Annotated in this window: 1 protein-coding gene and 3 pseudogenes; 3 read left to right on the top strand and 1 reads right to left on the bottom strand. The window is 73.6% G+C overall.

Annotated features, from left to right (window positions below; all coding sequences use genetic code 11):
- Nucleotides 1–300, bottom strand: a pseudogene (locus tag ND748_RS29250) (RNA polymerase subunit sigma-24); the annotation flags it as partial.
- A 194-nt stretch (nucleotides 301–494) separates the two neighbouring features.
- Here ND748_RS29250 and ND748_RS29255 point away from each other — a divergent pair.
- The 3 genes and pseudogenes from ND748_RS29255 to ND748_RS29265 all read left to right on the top strand — a co-directional run.
- Nucleotides 495–806 (top strand): glutaredoxin family protein, encoded by a 312-nt coding sequence (locus ND748_RS29255; RefSeq protein ID WP_251749423.1) that lies wholly within the window; start codon nucleotides 495–497, stop codon nucleotides 804–806.
- Nucleotides 807–976: 170 nt separating this feature from the next.
- Nucleotides 977–1,676 (top strand): annotated as a pseudogene (locus ND748_RS35185) (redox-sensing transcriptional repressor Rex); the annotation flags it as partial.
- A gap of 595 nt (nucleotides 1,677–2,271) precedes the next feature.
- Nucleotides 2,272–2,903 (top strand): annotated as a pseudogene (locus ND748_RS29265) (glutamyl-tRNA reductase); the annotation flags it as partial.

A 2,903-nucleotide genomic window follows, 5' to 3' on the forward strand; every position in this document is an offset into this window, starting at 1 on the left:
GCGGCGGGCCGCGGGGTCCACCCGGACGGCATCGGCTTCGGCGGGTGGGTGCGCAGGTGCGGGCGGTGCTGTCCCACCAGTCCCACCAGCCCCGCCTGGCAGGGGCGGCGTCTCGATGGTCGGCCCGGCCGCCGGCAGCGGCGCGGTCACGGCCATGATCTCTGGCCAGAAGCGGCTCAGGGTGGCGCGGACCTGTGCGCCGGTGGGCAGCAGGGGGACCGGCGGCCGCGCCCACGCGCCCGGACCACGCCGCACCGCGGCGAGGCCGGCGGCGAGGTCGGCGAGCGTGCAGTCGGTCACAGCCCGGCTCCGGAGGATGCAGTCGCGACAGGACGGGCCGGCAGGCCCGGTGCACGTGAGGGCGCAGGTAGCTGAGTGTAGCCGCAAGACGAACGCGCGGCAGTCGTAGATCGAGGCCGTGCCCGTCCCGGCCTCCGGCCCGGCCTCCGTCGCGACCACCGGAAGGCGCCGCGTGCCGGACTTACCATCGGGTCATGGACGAGGACGGGGCGGGACCGGCGGAGCCCGGCGCCGGGAGCGCACGGATCACCCTGCTCACCCGGGTGGGCTGTCATCTGTGTGACACCGCGCGGGCCGCGATCGTGCGGGTGGCGGAGCAGGAGCGGGTCGGGTGGCGCGAGGCGGACGTCGATGCCGATCCGCGGTTGGCCGACGAGTTCGGCGACCGAGTGCCGGTCATCCTGGTCGACGGCCAGGAGCACGGTTACTGGCGGGTTGAGGAGGACCGACTGCGGCGGGCGCTGGCTGGACGCCGGTGGTCCTTGCGTTTCGGCGGGGGTCGCTGATCCGCTGGTCGGGCTCTCCCCGGCACTTCGTGAATCCCTTCACGAAGTCGTACACTGCCCGTCGACAGCCGACTTGTGCCGCCGGCAACCGCATGCGGAGGGCCGGCGGGGCCACGGATTCGGGCCCACAGCTCCGGGCGGCGACGCGCGCCCGCAGATCGGAGCCGCGGATGAGCCAGCCCCGGCGTCGCCCAGCGGTGATCCGGCGACGAGCCCGCAGTGAACCTCAGTCCGGCCGCTCCGTGGTGCCGGAGGCCACGGTCGCCCGGCTGCCCCTTTACCTCCGGGTACTGAGCACGCTCGCGGAGGGCGGGGTTCACACTGTGTCCTCGGACACCCTGGCCGCCGCCGCCGGCGTCACCCCGGCGAAGGTCCGTAAGGACCTGTCCCACCTTGGCTCCTACGGGACGCGGGGCGTCGGTTACGAGGTCGACGTCCTGCTCGACTGCATCGCCGCGAAGCTCGGCCTCACCGAGGACCGCTCGGTGGTGCTCGTCGGCGTCGGCAACCTCGGTCACGCCCTGGCCGGATACGGCGGGTTCCATGCCCGCGGCTTCCGTATCGTGGCTCTGGTCGATGCGGATCCGGACCGGGTCGGCGAACGGGTCGGCGCGGTGATCGTCCGTCCCGTTGACGAGCTGGAGCGGGTCATCGCCGATTGTGCGGTCACGATCGGAGTGATCTGCACTCCGGCGGCCGCGGCGCAACAGGTGTGTGACCGGCTGGTCGCCGCGGGGGTCACGAGCATTCTCAACTTCGCCCCCACGGTGCTGTCGGTGCCGGAAGGGGTAGACGTGCGTAAGGTCGACCTCGCCGTGGAACTTCAGATCCTCTCGTTTCATGAGGCGCGCAAGCGTCCATCGCCGCCCGAGGGGTCGCCCGGCGGGCCCACGCTCTCCGACGCCGCGGCGAGCCCCGGCGGGGCTTCGCCGTCTGGCGGCTGGCCCGACCGGGCCCGCCAAGCACCTCCTGGCCTTCCCTCCGTCGGGCCCGCGGCGGAGGGGCGCTCGGCCCGTCAGGTGCCGGTCGCTGAGGTGCCGGTTGCTGAGGTGCCGGTTGCCGAGGTGCCGGTTGCCGAGGTGCCGGTGCGTCAGGTGCCGGTCGGTGAGGTGTCGGCGGGTGAGATCCCGGGGCGCGGCGGCGAGACGTCCCTCGCGGTGGGCAGGAGCGGGCTGCCGTTCCCGGCTGGGCCGACGCCTCGAACAGACAGGATGAGGACCGAGACGGATGAGGTCGTGCGGGTGACTCGTCAGGTGGGACAGACGCGGCCGGCGCAGGCGGTTCGTCAGGTCGGGCCGGTTCCGGAGAGCCGGGCCGGGCAACCGGCACCGCACCGGGCCCATGTCGGTGAGCCGTCCCCGCCGACCCGCGGCACCCCACCGGGTGCGCAGGCACTGCTCGCCGGCAACCGTCGGTGGGGTCTGGCCGGGGGATTCACGCAGGGTCTGGCGGGGGGTGGGGTGTCGTGAGCCTGCTGGTGGTGGGCCTCAACCACCGGACCGCCCCGACCTCGCTGCTCGAGCAGGCGTCGGTGTCCGGCGACGACACCCCGAAGGTCCTGCACGATCTCGTCGCCGCGGCGCACGTCACCGAGGCGGTCGTGCTCTCGACCTGCAACCGGACCGAGATCTACGCCGACGTCGAGACCTTCCACGGCGGTGTGGCCGACATCTCCGACCAGCTCAGCCGGATCTGCGGGATCGATCTCGGTGATCTGGCCGGCCATCTGTATGTCCACCACGACGCCCGCGCGGTCGGCCACCTGTTCTCCGTGGTCTGTGGGTTGGACTCGATGCTCGTCGGCGAGTCGCAGATCCTCGGGCAGGTGCGCGGGGCGTTCCGGGCCGGGCAGTCGGCCGGGGTCGCGGGCAGCGCGCTGTCGGGGCTGTTCCAGTCGGCGTTGCGGGTCGGCAAGCGGGCCCACTCCGAGACGTCGATCGACGCCGCCGGTGCCTCGATCGTCGCGGTGGGCATCCGGCTGGCGGCCTCCAGCCTCGGGATCCTCAGCGAGGTGCCGGCCGTGCCGGTCGCGCCGCCAGGTGGGGCCGCAGGCGAGTTCGCGGGTGCCGGGGTGCTCGCGGCGCCCGTGGCCGAACC

Source organism: Frankia sp. AiPs1 (genome assembly GCF_023716945.1).
Classification (GTDB): domain Bacteria; phylum Actinomycetota; class Actinomycetes; order Frankiales; family Frankiaceae; genus Frankia.